Consider the following 17304-nt stretch of genomic DNA (forward strand, 5'->3'; position numbering starts at 1 on the left):
CCCGTGCGTCCTAATCCTACGTTGGGCAACTGCTGCCAACGCCCATGGAAATTCTTATATGTGAGGTTTGACACCTCCGATCGTAAACGTTTACGATCCTTTCCGTAAACGTTTACGGTATGGCGTTAGCGTTTACGGAGAGCGCCAGGGGCCTGATCCACCCCAACCACCCATCCCCCCAAAGCACTGGAGAACAATGATGATCCGCAGGCTTCCCCTCATGGCCTTGGCCGCCGCACTGACTCTCACCGTCGCTTCCTGCAGCAGTTCGACCACGGCCTCGTCGAACGCTCCCGACGCAGGCGTTTCCGAGAAAGCCCAACAGGCCCTGGAGAAGATCAAGGGCCAAGTACTGAGCAAGGGCCCAAATGGCGAAACCCCCTCGCCTGCTTCCGTAGCGGACCTGACCCCCGAAGAGATCGAAAAGATCAAGGGACTCAACGCCAAGGCCGCGATCGTGATGCACTACGGCGGCAATGACTGGGCCACCGCCCAGGTGAACGGCCTGAAGAGCGAATTCGAGAAACTGGGCATCAAGGTCATCGCCACAACGGATGCAAACTTCAAGCCTGACAAGCAGGTCTCGGACATCGAAACGGTGATGACCCAGGACCCGGACATCATCGTGTCCATTCCCACGGATCCGGTGGCCACCGCATCCGCCTACAAGAAGGCTTCCGCCGCCGGCGCAAAACTCGTCTTCATGGACAACGTTCCGCAGGGGTTGACCGCCGGCACGGACTACGTCTCGGTGGTCTCTGCGGACAACTACGGCAACGGCGTCGTCTCCGCCCACCAGATGGCCAAAGCCCTGGGCGGCAAGGGAAAGATCGGGCTGGTGTTCCACCAAGCCGACTTCTTCGTCACCAAGCAGCGCCACGAAGGTTTCAAGGACACCATCACCAAGGAATACCCGGACATCCAGATCGTGGAAGAGAAGGGCATTGCGGGCCCGGACTTTGCCGGTGACGCGCAGGCGGCCGCGAACGCCATGATCAGCAAGTACCCGGACCTGTCCGGCATCTGGGCCGTTTGGGATGTCCCGGCCGAGGGAGTCATGGCTGCGGCCCGTGCCGCAGGCCGCCAGGACCTGAAGATCGCGACCGAGGACCTCGGCAAGAATGTGGCCATAGCACTGGCCAAGGACGAACTCGTCGTCGGCCTGGGTGCGCAGGTCCCGTTCGACCAGGGTGTCACCGAGGCGCGCCTGGCAGCAGGCTCGCTCATCGGCAAGAAAGCACCGGCCTACGTAGCCCTGAGCGCCCTTCCCGTTGACCACTCCAACGTCCTGGAGGCCTGGAAGCAGGTCTACCACGAGGACGCCCCGAAGGACATCCAAGAGTCCTACAAGAAGTAGCCATACCCCCACGGCGCGGGGGCTACCCACCCCCGCACCGCGCTGAAAGGGCAATAATGAACACCGCAGACAATGTCGTCGAGATGCGCTCGATCTCCAAGGGATTCAACGGCGTTTCCGTCCTGAAGGATGTCAGCTTCGAGGTCCGCCAAGGTGAGGTCCACGCACTGGCAGGCGGTAACGGTGCCGGTAAGTCGACGCTGATGAAGATACTCCAGGGCGTCTACCAGACAGACTCCGGCCAGATCCTCATCGGAGGCAAGCCGGCCTCCATCAACTCGATCCAGGATGCGAAGGCTGCCGGGATCGGCATGGTTTTCCAGGAGTTCAGCCTGGTCCCGAGCCTCACGGTTGCCCAGAACATCTTCCTGGGCGTTGAACCGCTCAACCAAAGCGGGCTTATCGACGATCGTGCTGCGGTGAAGCGGGCAAGGGAAGTTTTTGCCGAGATGGAAGTCGACGTCGATCCCCGGGCGGAAGTCTCCCGGCTCGGCACCGCATATTGGCAGCTGACCGAGATCGCCAAGGCCTTGGCTCAGAACGCCACCGTGCTGATCATGGACGAGCCCACCGCCAGTCTCGCCCGGCACGAATCCGAGGCACTCTTCGAGTTGATAGACCGCCTCAAGCAGCGCGGCATCTCCATCATCTACATCTCCCACCGCATGGACGAGGTGTACAGGCTCGCCGATCGCATCACCATCCTTCGGGATGGACGGCACCTCCTCACCGAACTGCTGACGGGAGTCACCCCTGAGCAGATCGTTGAAGGGATCGTTGGCAAGAAGATCGAGGGCCAACTCTCCTACCAGAGCCGCGACGTGGCAATGGACCGGGAACCCCTCTTGGAAGTCCGCAGGCTCAGTGCGGGATCGCGTGTCCGCGATGTTTCCTTCACGCTCCGGCCCGGGGAAATCCTTGGTTTGGCGGGCCTGATGGGCAGCGGACGAACCGAACTTGCACGTGCGCTCTTCGGCATCGACAGAGTGGACAGCGGCGAGATCCTGCTGCGGGGCAAACAGGTCACCATATCTTCCCCGCGCCAAGCCATCGCTGCCGGCGTTGCCCTCATACCGGAGGACCGCCGGGCGCAGGGCCTTGTCTTGGAGCATTCCGTCCAGGACAACCTGCTGCTGCCGCTCCTGGGCCAGATCCAGCGTGGACCCTTCCTGGATGGCGGCAAGGCCAAGGAACTGTCCTCGTCCTTGATCAAGAAGTTTGCCGTGAAGGTGGCCCATCCCCACCGGCCAGTGCGGCTCCTCTCCGGCGGCAACCAGCAGAAAGTGGTCATCGCCAAATGGCTGGGCAACGATCCGGACATCCTGATCCTGGACGAGCCGACGGCCGGCGTCGATATCGGCACCAAGAGCGAAATCCTGGACACGATCCGTGAACTGGCCAACGCAGGCAAGGCCGTCATCGTCATCTCCTCCGAGTACCCCGAACTACTCGCGGTCAGCGACCGCGTCCTCGTCCTCAAGGACGGCTCCATCATCCGCGACATACCCCGCAGCGACATCGCTGACGAGGAATATCTCCAACTTGCAGTCCAGGGAGTCTGACAGTGAGCAAGGCAAATACGATCACGCCCCGGGAAACCACGGCTTCCCGCAATTTCGGCACCATCCTGAAAGAACTCGACTGGCGACGCTATGTCATCTACATCGGCTTCGTCGTCGTCTTCATCTTCTTCGCCGTCCTTCTGCGCGACCAGGGCTTCCTGTCGCCGAACAACCTGCTGAACATCTTCCGGCAGACAGCAACCATCACAGTCATCGCCGTGGGTATGACCTATGTGATCGCCTGTGCGGAGATCGACTTGAGTGTCGGCTCCGTCGCCGGCCTCTCGAGTGTCTGCACGGCCATGGCACTCTCCCAATGGGGCCTGGTCCCGGGCATCCTCGCCGGCCTCGCGGTCGGGCTGCTGGTCGGCTCCGTCAACGGTGCTCTCGTCAGCCTGCTCGGCATCCCCTCCTTCCTGGTTACCCTCGGCATGCTGGGCATCGCGGCCGGGTTGGCCCAGTGGATTACTGCCTCCGCACCGCAGCCCATCCTGGACGACACCTTCAACATGCTGTTCGGCTCCGGAAACTTCGGTCCCATTCCAGGCCTTGTCCTCTGGAGCGCAATCTTCGTCGCAATCGGCGCCGTGGTGCTGAACCGCACCCGGTTTGGACGGCAGGTCCTGGCCACAGGCGGTAACCGCAACGCCGCAGAGTTCACCGGCATCAACACCAAGCGCATCAAATTCCAGGTGCTCCTCATTTCCGGCATGGTGGCGAGCGTCGCCGGCATGCTGTACGCCGGCCGTCTCCAATCGGGCCGGTTCCAGTGGGGAGCTGGCGACGAACTTTCCGCCATTGCTGCAGTCATTCTTGGCGGGACCAGCCTCTTCGGCGGATTTGGCTCGATCATCGGCACCCTCTTCGGCGCCCTGCTGATCGGCTTGATCAACAACGGCCTGATCCTTGCAGGACTCGACAGCAGCCAGCAGCAGGTGGTCCGTGGAGCGATCATCATCCTGGCCGTCGCCCTCGCCCGGAAGAAATAGGCACCCATGGCATCCGAACCACGGGCCGGAATCATCGGCACCGGTTTCATGGGCACCGTCCATTCCCGCGCTGTACACGCTGCCGGAGGCACGGTGAGCGCAGTGGCCGGAAGCAGCCCGGCTTCCGCCGAAGCGGCGGCACCAGCTTTCGGCGCCCGGACCGCAGCAGCGTCACCTGAGGCGCTGATCGCGCGTGACGATGTAGACGTCGTCCACATCTGCACCCCCAACGCCACCCACGCCGACCTCGCACGGAAGGCCATCGCCGCAGGCAAAGCAGTCATTTGCGAAAAACCCCTGGCCACCAGCGTCGAAGACGCCACCGAGCTGACCGAGCGCGCCCGGGAGGCCGGCGTCGTCACCGCTGTCCCGTTTGTCTACCGCTTCTATCCGGCAGTCCGCGAAGCGCGGGAGCGTATCGGCCGGGGTGAAGCCGGGCGCCTGTGGCTCCTGCACGGCTCCTACCTGCAGGACTGGCTTGCCGGTGCCGAAGCGACGAACTGGCGGGTTGACTCCGGAATCGGCGGCGCATCGAGGGCTTTCGGCGACATCGGCGTGCACTGGTGCGACCTGATGGAGTTTGTCACCGGGCACACCATCACCCGGATCATGGCACACACGAGCCGGGCGTATGAGGAGCGGGAAACCGGCGGCCGGGTGTCGCCGGTGGCCACGGAAGACGGTGCGACGCTCCTGTTCGAAACCGACCAAGGCGCCTCAGGTTCATTGGTGGTAAGCCAGATGAGCCCGGGAAGGAAGAACCGCTTGTGGTTCTCCTTCGATGGAACCGAGGCGTCGTTCAGCTTCAACCAGGAGCGGCCGGACTCGCTGCACATCGGGCGCACCGATTCCAGTTCAACTGTCCCCGTCGGCCCGGAAACGCTGTCCACTCCCGGTGGCCGCCGCTACGCAATACTTCCTCCCGGCCACCCGCAGGGATACCAGGACAGCTTCAACGCCTTCGTCGCGGATACCTACTCCGCCATCCAAGGCCAAACACCTGAGGGCCTGCCCACCTTCCAAGACGGTCTCCGGGCCGCGCTCCTGACCGATGCGCTGGTGACCTCCGCGGCCAGGCAGTCACGGGTTGAAGTTCCCGGAACCGGACGGGCCCTCGAATACGTCAAGTCTTCCCCAGCAGTTGAAAGGCAAAAGCAATGAAACTTGGTTACTGTTCCATCACCTGGGGCGGCGTCGTCGGCCACCCGCAAGGCGTGACCAGCGTCAAGGACCTTTTCTACATGACGCACGGATCCATGCAGGACGCCGTCCAGGACATCGCCTCCGTCGGCTACCAGGGCGTGGAAATGTTCGACGGCAACCTGGCGGAGTACGCCGACCGGCCCGAACAACTGAAGGAGCTCCTGGATAACAACGGAGTAGGGCTGGTCAGCGTCTATACCGGAGCCAACTTCATCTACGCCGACATCCTTCCGGATGAGATGCACCGCATCCACAAGGCTGCGGAACTGGCAGCCACCTTCGGTGCGGAGCGCCTCGTCGTCGGTGGTGGCGCCCGCCGGGCAGCCGGAACCACAGAGCAGGACTACCACCTCCTGGGCCACGCCCTGGACCGGGTAGCGGACATCGCGGAGAGCTTCGGCCTGTCGGCGAGCTACCACCCGCACCTGAGCACCATCGTGGAGAGCCCGGACGAGCTGGACAAGCTCATGCCGCTCACCAGGATCGGGTTCTGCCCTGACACCGCCCACCTCGCAGCAGGCGGGGCAGACCCGGCCGCAGTCATCCGGAAGTACCCCGACAGGATCCGGCATGTCCACCTCAAGGACTTCCAGCAGGACCCGTTCAACTTCCTCCCCGTCGGCCAAGGTGAACTCGACTTCCCGGACATCATCGCCGCGATCCGCGAAAGCGGATACGACAGCTGGCTCATGGTGGAACTCGACAACTACGACGGCGACCCGAAGGCTGCCGCGGAAATCAGCAAGAAATACCTCGAGCAACTCCTCTGACCTCGCATTTTCACCCACGGGCAGCCACATTCGGCACCCGTCATCCCTTGGAAGGAACCGTATTCACATGCAGAACCTCAACGTCGGCCTGATCGGCGGCGGCTTCATGGGCAAGGCCCATTCCCTGGCCTACAGCGCGATGCCCATGTTCTTCTGGCCGGCGCCGGCATTGCCCGTCCGCAAAGTCATCGCCGAAGCCAGCGAGGACCTCGCGGCCGAAGCTGCCCGGCGCTTCGGCTTCGAAAAGTCCACCTCCGACTGGCGGAGCATCATCGAGGATCCGGATATCCATGTGGTGGACATCGCCACCCCCAACCACCTCCATGCTGAGATCGCCATTGCCGCGGCCGAAGCAGGCAAGCACATCATTTGCGAAAAGCCCCTGGCCCGTACCGGCGAGGAATCAAAGGCGATGTACGACGCCGTGAAGGACAAGGACATTGTCCACATGGTTGCCTTCAACTACCGCAGGACCCCCGCGGTAGCGCTGGCCAAGAAGTACATCGAAGAGGGGGCAATCGGCCAGGTCCTGAGCTTCCGCGGAACCTACCTCCAGGACTGGAGCGCGGACCCCAACTCCCCGCTGTCCTGGCGCTTCCAGAAGTCGATCGCCGGCTCCGGCGCCCTCGGCGACATCGCCACCCACGTCATTGACATGGCCCGCTATCTCGTCGGGGAGTTCAGCGCCGTCAACGCTGTCCTTTCCACTTGGATCCCCGAACGGCCGCTCCAGACCGGAAGTGCCGACTCGCTCGGAAACGCACGCGGCGGGGAGGGCCCCAAGGGCGCGGTGGACGTCGATGACGAAGTCATGACCATGATCCGTTTCGCCAACGGTGCCGTAGGCTCAATCGAGGCGACCCGCAACGCCCACGGCAGGAACAACTACATCACGTTCGAAATCCACGGAACCGAAGGCAGCATCGTCTTCAACTACGAACGACGTGACGAACTCCAGGTGGCCTTCGCCTCGGACCAGGCCGACCGCCGCGGATTCCGGACCGTTTACACCGGACCGGCACACCCGTATGGCGAAGGCCTATGGCCCATCCCTGCGCTGGGCATCGGATATGGCGAGACCAAGATCATCGAAGCCCACGATTTCTTCAAGGCCATCGCAGAGGGCGGAAGCGTCAGCCCCAACTTCGCCGATGGCTACCAGGTTGCCCTGATCGATGACGCAATCGTCGAGTCTGCGGCCAAGGAATCCTGGGTGGAAGTCCCCCAGATCGAAGCCTGAGCAAGCCCATAGGGAGGGGCGGCACGCGCCGCCCCTCCCCGTCGATGCTCGCGGATGATTTCCGGAATACTCTTGTAGGAAATGACGCACCGTGTGCAGGGAGGAAACCGTGCGAATACCCTCTGAGGAACGAAAAGAGCAGCTCATCGCCGCAACCGTGGAATTGATGCGGCGCGAGGGAGTTCAATCGGTAACCATGCGTGCCATAGCCAAGGAGGCAAATGCCCCCTTGGCTACGGCACATTACTGCTTTGACAACAAAGATGTTCTCATGGAGGCCGCAGCCGGGGCCTGGTTGAAAAATCTGGGACGTTTTTCCCGCGACCTTCCCCTGCATTTGGGCTTGCGCAAGACCGTGGAACAGGTGGCCGACGGATACTGGCGTTCCCTTGAAGAAGAGCCCAAAAGTTTGCTCGCGGAATTCGAACTCATCCTGTGGGCAACACGCAACAGGGCCTCCAGCCAGGTTGCCGCGAAGATTTATCCGGCGTACGTGGTTGAACTCGGAAGCTTGCTGTCCGAAGCTGCAGGCAATGATTCCGAGGACTGCCGGATGGACATTGACACGTTGGTGCGTTCATTCCTGATGATCTTTGACGGAGCTGCAATTCAATACATCACCGATCCCGAGGCAGCCGACCATCGTGCAACCTTTTTCATGTTGATCGACGCCCTTTTGGTCAAAGCTGGCGTCTAGGGACTCCTACGAGCGGTAGCTCAACGTGGAATCGTCATCCCGCTGCGGCTCTGTTTCCACGATCAGTTCAGCGTCGGATGTTTCGGCGTCGAGGCCGCCACGTGCCTCCACCGGCACGGAGGGCACAGCCGCAGCCGCCCTCTTGTGGCGCCGCTGCTCATACTGGGTGAAGAACCAGATGGGGACGTAGAGCGCCAACGCAATGAATCCCAGCCACGTTGAGGCCCAACCGATCTCGAGGCTGTTCAGGTAAACGACGCCCACCAGGCACAGGGGCAGGTTGAACAACCCAAAGAACAGGGCCACGTTCTTCCAACCACCGGGTGCCCGGAAGGGGCGTTCCAGGCGCAGGAACTGTGCGTTTCGCTTGGACCTGACGTAAGCGAACAAGCTGATTCCGTTGGCGCACGTGTAACCGATGGCTGCCGCCGCGAGAATCGCCGGAATGGATCCCAGGGAGATAAGGGCCACGTTGAAGGCCGCGGTGAAGAACATGGCAACCCAAGGAGTTCCATGGCGGTTCGTCTTGCCGAAGACCCTGGGCAGGTTGCCCTCGGCGGACATGGAGTGCATGGCACGCGAAGAGCCCAGGTAGGCCGTCTGGATGATCAGGACCATGGCGGCAATCAACATGATGATAGTGACCACGGACCCGACGCCGCCAAACACGGCCTGCGCCACGGGAATCAAGGGCGAGATCGGTTCTGCCATCACACCGTCAACGCCCAGCACGCCTATGACGGCTGCTTGGACCAGGACATACGAGAAGAAGCAGATGACACCGCAGAAGAACAGCGCCTTCGGTACGTCTTTTCCTGGCTTCTTGTACTCCGGGCCGTAGATGGCGGCGGTTTCCCAACCACAGGCACTCCACTGGGCGATGGCGAAAATCCCGAAGAGGACCATGATGTGGTGCATGTCCCACGACCAGTCGGCCGGCAGCCAGTTTCCGCTGATGTGGCCGAAATCGACGTGCCCGGTTGCAAAGGGAGCCACCGTCAGGATGACCAGCGGGATCAAGGAGACCGCAGCAAGGATGTACCCCAAAATCGCGCCGTCCTTCAGGCCAAACCAGTTGACCACGGACAGGACAACGAAGATGGCCAAACCTGCGAGCAAGGAGAGCTGGTACTCGGTGAAGGCTTCAGCCAGGGCCGGAAACAATCCATGCAGGTATCCGCCCACCAGCATGGCAAAAATGGCCAGCACCGGATTCCACGCGAACCAATAGCTCCACGCACTGAATCCGCCGATCAACTGGCCTTTGTCGAACCGACCCTTGTGGTTCTCGGTACGGAAAACGTGCTGCGCAAATCCAGGAAGGCCGGAAGCCTTGGGAAAGGTGGTGGCGAGTTCCGCGTAAGCGGTGTTCTGGAAGAAACCCTGAATCACGGACAATCCCCAAATAAGAACTGCCGCTGCGGAAACGTACATGGGCAGGTAGCCCAATGAGGGAAGGATCAGCAGCGGCACGCCCAGCGAAATGGCCAGCCCTTGCTTCCAATCAATTGACCGTTTGAGATGGTCGGCTCCGTTCAAACTGTCTTGACTCATTAATTTCTCCTTCGAATGGCAATGGAATCTGCAAACCGGGATGTTTGCAGGCAGGACAATGTCACTGCATGCCGAATGGAGTCGCTCCAAATGATGATCAGAATGCAGTTAATTGCGCAGCATCGCGTCCATGGATGCGTGAAATGGTGTTGATGTAAACGCGGCTGGTAGCCGCCTACTCCGGATACGGAGTGGTTTAGAGTTCGAAGTAACGGAAGGAATCCGACTCCAGGCCCTCAGGGTTGGGACCGTAAATGGTGACCATATGGGCGTAAACCGGCGCCCAGTAGCGGCCGAGTTGCCCGGGGTTGACCCTGGCAGCGTCGCCTGGCTTCAGGATGACGGTTTTGCCTTCACTCTCAACGTAAAGTTCGCCCGCAAGAAGGACGTTGGTTTCGGTGTGGGGATGGAAATCCTCCCAGCCGCAGGCTTCCAACTCCCACTCGGACAGAATGAAGTCGGCCCAACGGCCAACCGGCTTGGAGTTGATGAATCGGCACCGCAACCGCGGCCACTCCGCCTTCATTGGAATCATGGACTCAGTCGGCCAGAGGTCAATAACCTCCTCCGTCATCGGCGTCCGGGTCTGCAGCGCAGGGGTTGTTGTCAAAGTTCTCACCCTTTCGTAGGCGTGGCCCACTGCCCCGCAGAATCAAAGGGAATTCGTGGCACATCGCGCCAATATGATGCGGGTCACAGCGAGGTCAACTGTGACAGGAACAGATGTTCAAGTCAACGGTTCAAGACAAAGAAATCCTTATGCGAAAGATCCAATTAATTTTTCATGAACGGTTGACTTGTACAGGCGTTCATGTCAACGTAATTCAGGCAAGGGCGTGACTCCCATCACAGATCCAAGGCCTTCAAGCCGACGTCGTCCGGCGGTAAATGGGCGATGACAAACAGCCAACCTGTCCCCTGGCACAGCTCTGCCGAAATCCCACCAGATCCAAAGGAGAAATCATGGAAACGCTTAACGGAACCCTGAGCAAGGCTGGATCCATCCACAAGGTCGAGGGCGGTTTCCTGAACCTTCCATCGATGAACGAGGAAGGCTGCGATGCAGCCATCGGTGACTCGCTCTCCAACCCTGCCGGCTCGGTCATGTGTGCCGGATTCTTTGAACTGAAGGCGTCCAAGCCCCTCGTCTACACCTACACCTATGACGAGATGAAGGTTGTTGTCGCCGGCGAATTCATCCTCACCGACCAGGCAACGGGCGAAGTCACCCGCGCCAAGGAGCGCGACGTTCTCTTCTTCCCGAAGGGGACAACCGTCAAGTTCGAAACGCCCGACTATGCCCTCGGATTCTTTGCCGGCGACCGCGACTTCGCTGCGTAGGTTCCGGCGCCTTCACACAACCTGAAAGAGGTAAGCAGCATGACACTTCGAGTCGGAATCATTGGCGCAGGACCCAGCGGCCTGGCCCAACTGCGGGCGTTCGAATCAGCGCGGCAAAAGGGCATCGACATCCCGGACATCAAGTGCTTCGAGAAGCAGGACGACTGGGGCGGTCAGTGGAACAACAGCTGGCGCATCGGTTTGGACGCCAGCGGCGAGCCGGTTCACTCCAGCATGTACCGGCACCTCTGGTCGAACGGCCCCAAGGAGTGCCTGGAGTTCTCGGACTACTCATTCGACGAGCACTTTGGACGCCCCATCTCCTCTTTCCCGCCCCGCGAGGTGCTCTTCGACTACATCAAGGGCCGGGTGGAAAAGTCCGATGTCCGCAAGTACGTCAAGTTCAACACCGTGGCCCGTCACACCACCTACAACGAGGACACCCAGGAATTCACGGTGACCGTTGAGGACCTCCGGACCAACCTCACCGAAACCCACGTCTTCGACAAGCTTGTGGTCTCCACCGGGCACTTCCACGTTCCCGCAGTCCCCGAATTCAAGGGAATCAAAACGTTCCCCGGTGAGGTCCTGCATGCCCACGACTTCCGCGGAGCCGAGCGGTTCGTGGGAAAGAGGCTGCTGATGATCGGCAGCAGCTACTCCGCCGAGGACATCGGGATGCAAGCCCACAAGATGGGCGCCGCCTCCATCACCATGAGCTACAGGTCCAACCCCATGGGCTACCACTGGCCGTGGAACACCGTTGAGCGCCCTCTGGTGACCCACTTCCAAGGCCGCACAGCCTTCTTCAGCGATGGCACCCACGACGACTTTGACGCCGTCGTACTCTGCACCGGCTACCAGCACAAGTACCCGTTCCTGCCCAGCGAACTGTCCCTGAACTCCCCGAACGTTCTCTACCCGGCCAATCTTTATAAAGGCGTGGTCTGGCAGCAGAACACCAACCTGTTCTACCTGGGGGCGCAGGACCAGTACTACACCTTCAACATGTTCGACGCCCAGGCCTGGTTTGCCCGCGACGTCATGACCGGCGTCATCGACCTGCCGTCCCTTGCCGAACGCGAGGCCGACATCCAGCTCTGGTTGGAGCGCCAGGCAGCCCTCCCGGACCACGATGCCGAAGCCGATTTCCAGTCCGACTACCTGCGTGAGCTCATCGACGCAACGGACTATCCGCCTTTCGACCTCGATGCCGTATCCCAGCTGTTCAAGGACTGGATGCACAACAAGCACACGGACATCCTGGGCTACCGCGACGCCATCCATCGCTCGGTGGTTACGGGCACCATGGCAACCAAGCACCACACGCGGTGGATCAACGCCATGGATGACTCTTTGGACCGCTACCTCAACGGCCCCTCCCAGGAGCTGGCCGGCGAATCGCCAAAGGTGCTGGCGGACGAACGCGCCTGACGCACGCGGTTGGCCCTCCGCCGGTCAGACAGACCGGCGGAGGGCCAACCATGGATCAACGTGGAGAAGTGTGGTGAGAAGGGCCTACTGCTTAGCCGACCACGAGGAATGGGAAGCGGAACTCTTCGCCTCCCTGAGCAGGACAGACAGGTACGAGCTTCGGCATCAGCTGCGGTGCCTTGCCTGCGGCGGAAAAGCTCTGTTCCGCAGCGCATCCACACGCCGGCCGGCTATGTTTGCCGCCCGGCATTCGTCAACGTGCCTCCTGGTCAACCACCCAACATGGGGCGTCTTCAGGTATCTGCAGTAAGGGTCGCCCTAAAGGCTTGCGAGGAGCGTCCGCGCGGACTTGAGGTACGCCGGTCCGGTTCCTTCGATACCAAGGGCTGACTGGATGGCGAACCCCTGGATCAGGCCCATGACGGCCGGGGCGAGGCATCGTGCCGTGGCCTCCGCGTCTTCGGCCGGGCGCGACGCGCGGATCCATGCCTCCAGGTATTTCTCAAGATGGCCGCGGATCTGGACAAGGATGTTTTGCGCCACCTCTCCCAGCTGGTGGTTCCGGACCGCTTCGCCCCACACCTGCACCGCGACATCCGGAAAGAAGTCCATTTTCATCAGGCCGGACATGAGGGCTATGACGGCCTCTTCGGGCGGCGGGACGGGATCATGGCCGCTGAGCCGTTCGAGCGCCGCCATGCGCTCCTCGAAAACCCGCCGGCCGGCGTCGACAATCAATTCCTCTTTGCTGCGGTAATACACGTAGACGGCACCGGCCGAGAGGCCGGCCTTGGCGATGATGTCACCCATCCCAACGTTGGAGAAACCCTTCTCCGCTACACAGGCCAGCGCGGCCCGCTGGATGCGCTCCCGCATCGCGGCACGGTGTTCCTCACTTACTTTCGGCATGGATCAACGGTACCCCAAAGAAAACGAATGATCATTCTTGACGTTCGTCCGGCAATGGGTCAAAAATGGAGAACGAACATTCTTTTTGCACGACCCTGAGAGGACACGCCATGTCCGCCACCACTGAACGAACGGCAGCCCCGGAGCGCAGGCAAGAGCCAAGCGCGGGACCCCGCACCCCGTGGCCGCACGCACTCCGGACGGCACTCCTTGCCGCCGTCGCCGTCTGCACTGTACTTCTGGCCTTCGCCTGGCCGAGCGTCACCGCCAAGGTCCAGAACCTGCCCGTCGCCGCCGTCGGCAGCACGGAGCAGATCGCCCAGATCACTTCGCAGGCACCGGCCGGCGCCCTCGACGTGCGCACTGCGTCCAGCCGGGACGAAGCCGTGAACCTCATCAAACAGCGGCAGGTCTACGGCGCGATCATCCTCGGCGCATCCCCGGAGATCCTCGTCGCCAGCGCCGGCAGTCCTGTCGCTTCCCAGGCCCTGACCCAAATGGGCGCCCAGATGCAGTCCCAGATCCAGGCCCAGGTCATCGCCAAGCTCCAGGCCGCCCTCGCGCAGGCTGCCCAAGGAACGGCACCCCAAAGCGGACAGGGCACCCAGCCCGCCCCAGTCCCCCAAGTGGCCGTCACCGACGTCGTTCCTCTTTCGTCCGACGACGCACGCGGCACGGGACTGGCCGTCGCCGGCCTGCCCCTCGCCATGGGCGGAATGATCGGCGGCGTCCTCATCTCACTGCTCGTCTCCGGAACGTGGCGCCGACTGGGCGCGATCCTGGCCTATGGCGTCATCGCCGGCCTTGGGCTCGCTGGCATCCTGCAGGGCTGGTTCCACATCCTCCAAGGAAACTTCTGGTCCAACGCGGCCGCGATCGGCCTTGGCGTAGTGGCAACAGCGGCGATCATCGTGGGACTCAATGCACTGATCGGGCGGGCGGGCATCGCGCTCGGCGCCGTCATCACCCTGTTTATCGGCAACCCGCTCTCCGCGCTGACCCAACCCAAGGAATTCCTCCCCGCCCCATGGGGCGACGTCGGCCAGTGGATGGTGCCGGGAGCTTCGGGAACACTGTTGCGGGACCTGTCGTACTTCCCCGACGCTTCGGCGGCGTTCCCCTGGCTGGTGTTGGCCGGCTGGGCCGTCGCCGGGGCACTCCTCATCACACTGGGCCACTTCCGGAACGCCCCGGCGGTGGCGGAGGCGTAGCACCGCCCCGAAGTGCTCTCGCGTCCCGGAGTACTGCACAAAATAAATGGCGGGCGTGGAGAAAAATCCACGCCCGCCATCCCCCCAATCACCAACCGATCAACGGGTATTGACCAGTTCCCGGTTGGCCTTCTGTGCGTCCAGCCCCACCACGACGAACTCTCCAATTACGGTCCTACCGTCAGCCTCATAGACGGGTATTACCCGGTCGGCGCGGCCCTCGGTTTCCATCCACCTAACGGCGTCTTCAGGGGTTTTGAACTCCAGCGAAGCTGATGTTCCGTTGGCGACGTCGAGTTCGGCCTTGGAGACGTAGCCTGCCCTACCCTCGGTGGTGAGGGCGGCGATGAGATCCGGCTCCCCTTCGGGTGATGCGGAATCACTGGCAAATCCATAGGTGTTACCGCTGGCATTCTTCGGATACCCGGGGGCGTGCTTGGCCTGGGAAGCCACGCTCGCAGGGACCGGGCCACCCGCGGCCGCAGCCACAGAGGCACCGGCTCCCAGTCCCAGAACTGCGCACAAACCGACGACAATCACGTAGCCCCGCATGGGCATTTTTTGAAGGCTCATGATTTCCCCTAGTAATTTCCCTGAAGAACGGTTTTGAAGGTGTAGGCGTCGTTATAGGAAGAGCCGTTCCAGCCACGGGCAACACCCCAGCTGTACCAGTTGTAAGGCTGGTAACGAGAGCATGAATGGGACTCGGCGATTGTCCCCGGAGAGGGGTTGTATGAATTCACGGCTTCGCAGCTCAGGTAATTATCCTGCGTGAAAAGGCGGCCTCTGGCTCCAGCCCATCCCGTGTAGGTACCTCCTCCGGTGAATGAACTCTTGGTACCGGCCACCGCATACGATGCAGGCGCCGTATAGATCACGGCATACGCGTCGTACCAGTGGCCAGCCACGTAGTACTGGCTGATCGCGCCGTTCACCGCCCCGTACGCCAGGGCGGATTGGGCACCAAACATAACAGCAAATGCAGCAACAAAGGTCGCAATCATTATTGTCAGCCGCTTGCGAAAGCGCACAGAAAGGCGACCATTTCCGGATTTCTGAGTATTACCCATTTACCCCACCTCATTGACATTGAACGGATTTCGACAGCCTATATTGTGGGCCGTGAAATGACTATCCGATAATGACAAATGAAGGGCTGGCAGCTTTTCTGTTACGAGTACCGCGCCTCATCCTGGGGCCATGAATACCCCCACTTCAGTGGTGCCATCGCTGAGGAAGACCGGGATTTCCCGTTGAGGTCGCGGAAGGTTCTTGGCTGCTTCCTCCGGGCTGGACGGGTCGGTGCCTTTCATCTGATCCGAGTAGGCGTAGCCCGTTGCTCCGTTCGTGGCTATGACCGCGATCAGGTCGGGTGCTCCACGCCCTGGGACTTCGACACCGTAGGTCTCGCCCTTGGCATTGACCCTCCAATCCGTGGGAACTTGTGAGACGTATTTCCCACTGATCTGCCACCTGTTCCCTGGATCGGTCGAAATGGTCACCCCGTGGGTTGAGGGGTCCAAGGCGACGACGTACTTTGACCACGCGCCGTGAGTGCCAAGATCGGACGACGAGCACGAGACGTTGGCGCCATCCGGAAAGGTGAACCTGCCGGCAGTGAGGCAGGTCAGTTCCACTTCAATGCCGGTCGCTCCTTCCGGGGCCGGTCCAAGATCAACGGTTGCCGTGCCGCTGTAAACGGCAGTCGATGGGGTCGTCAGGACAGTTGTTGTGGGTACGCCCGGAAGGCCAAAGAGCCCTGCAGCTGCAGCCCCTACACCGCCCAGCATCCCTGCCCCGGCAAGTGCGCCGGCGATCAGCAGGCGACGCCGCTTGTGGGCTCGAGGTTTTGCGCCGTTTCGAACGTGAGCGACGAGTACTTCCCGGAGGGCCTGGTCGAACTGCGGATCGATGCGAACGTCGTTCATGACGGATCTCCTTTCAGTGCTGGCGCGTAAGCGTGGTGAAGTGAACGGGGCAGGGCCTCTTTCAGCTTTTGACGGGCACGGTGCATACGGACTCTTGCCGCCCCATGTGAAAGACCAACCGCTTCAGCGGCCGCCTGCAACGGCAACTCCTCGAAGACGACGAGGCTTACGAGTTTCAGGTCCAATGGCCTCAAGACAGCCAGCGCGTGCGCGACCTCCGCATTCATCGATGAGTCGCTGGTCACATAGGCCGGATCCAGTTCCAGTTCGGCCTCGCTGCGACGGGGAATGGCATCCAGTAGCTTCCGATGCCGGGCTTTTGACCGCTGAAGGTTCCTGGCTGTGTTAGTCGTTGTCACCAACAACCACGGCAGGATCGAGCCATCAACCAGCTTCACGCTCTCCCTGCGACGCCATAGCTCAAGGAACGCGGCCGCCATGGAGTCTTCGGCGTCATGCCTTCCGCCCGCCAGCCGATAGGCATGACGAAAGACGCGGCTGCGGTGCCGGTCATACAACAGACCAAACGCCTCCGCGTCACCCTTCAGGCTCTTCGCCCAAAGGACGTCATCCCCCGGCTGAACGTTCTCCATGCCCTGTATTGTCCGGGACACTCCAGATAGTTACAGATTGGCGAAAACTTTTTTCCGGGCTTCATGGCGGAGGGCCTGGTACGCCCAAGGTCGAGAGTCCAACCCTCACAGATACACGGAGTAAGACATCGACGAACACGAGCAATGTAGCTTGCTCATATGGAGCGGCGGCGGAGTATCTTCTAGTTGGTTCGTGATCCTGGCAGCGGGGGCAGTGTTGCTGGGCTTCGTTGGGCGGATTGTTGGCGTGATGGCGACCCAGAGCCAGGGATGCTTTAGCCTCCAACTCCCCCAGATTGACGGAATCACGGTTATCGACTCTTCTATGGTTGTCAACGTAGCAATGGATTGAGGCAGTTGGCGTTGAGCGTGCGGTAGATCCGTCGGGCGAGGTAACGTTTCACGCACCGACGGATCTCCTTTTTGGTTAGACCTTCTGCCTTTCGTTTGGCTGCGTATGCGATGGTTTCCGAATCGAATGCCATTCTTGTTAGAGCAATCATGTGCAGCGCTTTA

17 protein-coding genes and 1 pseudogene are annotated in these 17304 nt (G+C 61.3%); 10 read left to right on the forward strand and 8 right to left on the reverse strand.

Annotated elements, in window-relative coordinates; translation table 11 throughout:
* The first annotated feature begins 199 nt into the window (after positions 1-199).
* From ACFVSJ_RS23310 to ACFVSJ_RS23340, 7 genes are all read left to right on the forward strand, one after another.
* Complete coding sequence (locus ACFVSJ_RS23310) at positions 200-1357, forward strand: substrate-binding domain-containing protein (protein ID WP_387439495.1); 1158 nt, start codon at positions 200-202, stop codon at positions 1355-1357.
* A 56-nt stretch (positions 1358-1413) separates the two neighbouring features.
* Positions 1414-2919, forward strand: a complete 1506-nt coding sequence (locus tag ACFVSJ_RS23315) for a sugar ABC transporter ATP-binding protein (RefSeq protein WP_387439496.1) — start codon at positions 1414-1416, stop codon at positions 2917-2919.
* 2 nt (positions 2920-2921) lie between these two features.
* On the forward strand, positions 2922-3908 hold the full coding sequence (locus ACFVSJ_RS23320; protein ID WP_387439497.1) for an ABC transporter permease: 987 nt from the start codon (positions 2922-2924) through the stop codon (positions 3906-3908).
* Between the two features lie 6 nt (positions 3909-3914).
* Positions 3915-5069 (forward strand): Gfo/Idh/MocA family protein, encoded by a 1155-nt coding sequence (locus tag ACFVSJ_RS23325; RefSeq protein ID WP_387439498.1) that lies wholly within the window; start codon positions 3915-3917, stop codon positions 5067-5069.
* Complete coding sequence (locus tag ACFVSJ_RS23330; RefSeq protein ID WP_387439499.1) at positions 5066-5881, forward strand: sugar phosphate isomerase/epimerase family protein; 816 nt, start codon at positions 5066-5068, stop codon at positions 5879-5881. Before ACFVSJ_RS23325 ends, ACFVSJ_RS23330 begins: the two co-directional genes overlap by 4 nt.
* A gap of 67 nt (positions 5882-5948) precedes the next feature.
* Positions 5949-7121 (forward strand): Gfo/Idh/MocA family protein, encoded by a 1173-nt coding sequence (locus ACFVSJ_RS23335; protein ID WP_387439500.1) that lies wholly within the window; start codon positions 5949-5951, stop codon positions 7119-7121.
* A gap of 109 nt (positions 7122-7230) precedes the next feature.
* Positions 7231-7818: a TetR/AcrR family transcriptional regulator gene (locus ACFVSJ_RS23340; RefSeq protein WP_387439501.1), complete on the forward strand. Its 588-nt coding sequence runs from the start codon at positions 7231-7233 to the stop codon at positions 7816-7818.
* A gap of 6 nt (positions 7819-7824) precedes the next feature.
* Here ACFVSJ_RS23340 and ACFVSJ_RS23345 read toward each other — a convergent pair whose 3' ends face one another.
* Positions 7825-9372, reverse strand: coding sequence for an APC family permease (locus ACFVSJ_RS23345; RefSeq protein ID WP_387439502.1), 1548 nt, complete (start codon positions 9370-9372; stop codon positions 7825-7827).
* A gap of 196 nt (positions 9373-9568) precedes the next feature.
* Entirely contained in the window at positions 9569-9982 is a 414-nt protein-coding gene (locus tag ACFVSJ_RS23350) for a cupin domain-containing protein (RefSeq protein ID WP_387439503.1), read from the reverse strand.
* Positions 9983-10335: 353 nt separating this feature from the next.
* On the opposite strand from ACFVSJ_RS23350, the gene ACFVSJ_RS23355 reads away from it, so the two are divergent.
* Positions 10336-10713 carry a cupin domain-containing protein gene (locus ACFVSJ_RS23355; RefSeq protein ID WP_387439504.1) on the forward strand — a complete coding sequence of 126 codons (378 nt, stop codon included), beginning with the start codon at positions 10336-10338 and terminating at the stop codon, positions 10711-10713.
* 39 nt (positions 10714-10752) lie between these two features.
* Complete coding sequence (locus ACFVSJ_RS23360; RefSeq protein ID WP_387439505.1) at positions 10753-12147, forward strand: NAD(P)-binding domain-containing protein; 1395 nt, start codon at positions 10753-10755, stop codon at positions 12145-12147.
* A gap of 318 nt (positions 12148-12465) precedes the next feature.
* On the opposite strand, the gene ACFVSJ_RS23365 is transcribed toward ACFVSJ_RS23360, so the two are convergent.
* Positions 12466-13056: a TetR/AcrR family transcriptional regulator gene (locus ACFVSJ_RS23365; protein WP_387439506.1), complete on the reverse strand. Its 591-nt coding sequence runs from the start codon at positions 13054-13056 to the stop codon at positions 12466-12468.
* 110 nt (positions 13057-13166) lie between these two features.
* On the opposite strand from ACFVSJ_RS23365, the gene ACFVSJ_RS23370 reads away from it, so the two are divergent.
* Positions 13167-14267 (forward strand): ABC transporter permease, encoded by a 1101-nt coding sequence (locus ACFVSJ_RS23370; RefSeq protein ID WP_387439507.1) that lies wholly within the window; start codon positions 13167-13169, stop codon positions 14265-14267.
* A gap of 99 nt (positions 14268-14366) precedes the next feature.
* On the opposite strand, the gene ACFVSJ_RS23375 is transcribed toward ACFVSJ_RS23370, so the two are convergent.
* From ACFVSJ_RS23375 to ACFVSJ_RS23395, 5 genes and pseudogenes are all read right to left on the reverse strand, one after another.
* Positions 14367-14840, reverse strand: a complete 474-nt coding sequence (locus ACFVSJ_RS23375) for a hypothetical protein (RefSeq protein ID WP_387439508.1) — start codon at positions 14838-14840, stop codon at positions 14367-14369.
* Between the two features lie 8 nt (positions 14841-14848).
* Positions 14849-15337 (reverse strand): hypothetical protein, encoded by a 489-nt coding sequence (locus ACFVSJ_RS23380; RefSeq protein ID WP_387439509.1) that lies wholly within the window; start codon positions 15335-15337, stop codon positions 14849-14851.
* A 117-nt stretch (positions 15338-15454) separates the two neighbouring features.
* Positions 15455-16195, reverse strand: coding sequence for a peptidase M56 family protein (locus ACFVSJ_RS23385; protein ID WP_387439510.1), 741 nt, complete (start codon positions 16193-16195; stop codon positions 15455-15457).
* Positions 16192-16788 (reverse strand): RNA polymerase sigma factor, encoded by a 597-nt coding sequence (locus tag ACFVSJ_RS23390; protein WP_387439511.1) that lies wholly within the window; start codon positions 16786-16788, stop codon positions 16192-16194. The genes ACFVSJ_RS23385 and ACFVSJ_RS23390 overlap by 4 nt, the downstream gene beginning before the upstream one ends.
* A gap of 332 nt (positions 16789-17120) precedes the next feature.
* Positions 17121-17304, reverse strand: a pseudogene (locus ACFVSJ_RS23395) (IS110 family transposase); the annotation flags it as partial.

This window comes from Paenarthrobacter sp. NPDC058040, assembly GCF_042885775.1.
Taxonomy (GTDB): Bacteria; Actinomycetota; Actinomycetes; order Actinomycetales; family Micrococcaceae; genus Arthrobacter.